This is a genomic window from Streptomyces calidiresistens (genome assembly GCF_014141525.1).
GTDB lineage: Bacteria > Actinomycetota > Actinomycetes > Streptomycetales > Streptomycetaceae > Streptomyces > Streptomyces calidiresistens.
The window spans coordinates 1-2,249 of sequence record NZ_VKHS01000832.1; the positions used below are offsets into that span (position 1 = coordinate 1).

Annotated in this window: 1 protein-coding gene; it reads left to right on the top strand. The window is 77.5% G+C overall.

Features of this window, described 5'->3' with window-relative positions; all coding sequences use genetic code 11:
* Positions 1-2,249, top strand: a 2,249-nt coding sequence (locus FOE67_RS30165) for a beta-galactosidase (protein WP_182666797.1), incomplete at both ends; no start/stop codon positions are given.

The window sequence follows — 2,249 nt, forward strand, 5'->3', positions numbered from 1 at the left end:
CGGCGCGACCGTGCCCCCGGCCCCCTCCGCGCACCTGCGGATGGGGTCCCGGCCCGGCGGTTCCCGCCCGCCGATCGGGGTGGACGCCCGCTCGGTGCGGCGCGGCGGACGTCCCCGGATCCCGGTGACGGGGGAGTACCACTTCTCCCGCCGCCCCGTGTCCTCCTGGCGGGAGTCGCTGCTGCTGATGCGCGCCGGGGGCGTGGACACCGTCGCCTCCTACGTCTTCTGGAACCAGCACGAGGAGCGTCCCGGCCGCTTCCGCTTCGACGGCTCGCTCGACGTGCGCCGCTTCGTGGACCTGTGCGCCGAACTGGAACTCGAGGTGGTGCTGCGGATCGGGCCGTGGGCGCACGGCGAGTGCCGCAACGGTGGCCTGCCCGAGTGGGTTCCCGGACGGGTCCGCGCCCCGCGCACCGACGACCCCGCCTACCTCGCGCTGGTGCGCCGCTGGTTCACCGCCCTGGGCGAGCGGGTGCGCGGCACCTCGTACGACGACGGCGGCCCCGTGGTGGCGGTGCAGGTCGAGAACGAGCTGTACGACGACCCCGACCACCTCGCCGGCCTGCGCCGGATCGCGGAGGAGTGCGGCATCTCCGCCCCGCTGTGGACCGCCACGGCGTGGGGCGGCGCCCGGTTGCCGGAGGGCGAGGTGTTGCCGCTGTACGGCGGCTACCCGGAGGCCTTCTGGGAGGAGGGGGACGCCGGTCCCGCGACCGGAGCGACCCGCCACTACATCCCCGGCCCGATCCGCGACGACCACGCGATCGGGGCCGACCTGCGGCCGGTCCCCCCGCCCGGCCGGGAGGCCGACCCCGGCCCCGATCCCGACCTCCACCCCTTCGCCACCTGCGAACTCGGCGGCGGGATGGCGATCGCCTACCACCGCCGGCCGCTGATCCGGCCCGCCGACGTCTCCGCGCTCGCCCTGAACAAGCTCGCCTCGGGCTCGGTCTGGCAGGGCTACTACGTCTACCACGGGGCCGAGCAGTACCGGGACACGGAACTGCCCAACCAGGAGTCGCACGCCTGCGACTACCCCAACGACATGCCGCTGGTGGACTACGACTTCCAGGCACCCATCGGCACCGCCGGGCAGATCAGGCCGCACCACCACGCGCTGCGGCTGCACCACCTGTTCCTGCGGGAGTGGGGCGCCGACCTGGCGACGATGCCCGCCCGGTTCCCCGACCGCACCCCCACCGGCCTGCACGACCGCGACACCCTCCGCTGGTCGGTCCGCTCGCGCGGCGACTCCGGTTTCCTCTTCGTGATCAACCACCAGCCGCACGAGCCGCTGCCCGACCACGCGGGGGTGCGCTTCTCGGTGGCGCTGGAGGGGCGCACCGCGGTGCTGCCGGACGTGCCCGTCGACATCCCGGCCGGCATCCACACCCTGTGGCCGCTGGGCCTGGCGTTGGGTTCCGCGGCGGAAGCGGGGGAGCCCGGTGCCGGGGCGACCCCGGGCGGGCCAAGCCTGGAGTGGGCGACCGCCCGGCCGGTGACCCGGCTGGAGGCCGACGCCGGTTCGGGGGGACCGCTCACCGTCCTGGCGGCCGATCCGGGCGTTCCGGTCCGGATCGCCACGGCGGCCGGGACCTCCCTGGAGGGGCCGGCCCGTGCCGTCGGCGCGGGGGCCGGCGCCGGGCCCGGCCCCCGCGCGCGGGTGCACGTGGTGGAGGAGCCGGGGCCGGGGGCGCTGTTCACGGTGCGCGGCCCGGACGGCACCACCGCCCGGCTCCTGGTCCTGGACGCGGGGAACGCCGAGCGCCTGTACCGGATCCGCTGGGCCGGGGTCGAGCGGCTGGCCCTCGCCGACGGACCGGTGGTGGTGGACCGGGACCCCGGGGCCGGGGGACGGGGGGAGGCGGAGGTGCTGCGCCTGTACCCGGGGGAGGTGCCGGGCCGATCCGGTGAGCCGGGGGAGACGCCGCGGCGGGACACCCGCCTGTCGTTGCTGCCCGCACCGGCGGGCGTGAGCGGCCCCGCCGCGGAGTCGGGGCCCGTGCCCGAGGGGACCGTCGGGGGCTTCCGGTCGGTTCGGCTGTCGCTCCCCGCGCCACCACCCCCCGTGCGCCCGCGGTGCACCCGGGCCGATGCGGTGCCCCCACCGCCCCGGTGGGGCGGGTCGGCGGGTCGGGCCTCGGCGCCGGTGGACGCCGACTTCGCCGGGGCGGCCCGGTACCGGGTGGAGGTGCCGGCCGAATGGTGGGACGCGCCGGACACCGGGGAGTGGGCCCCGCCGGGGG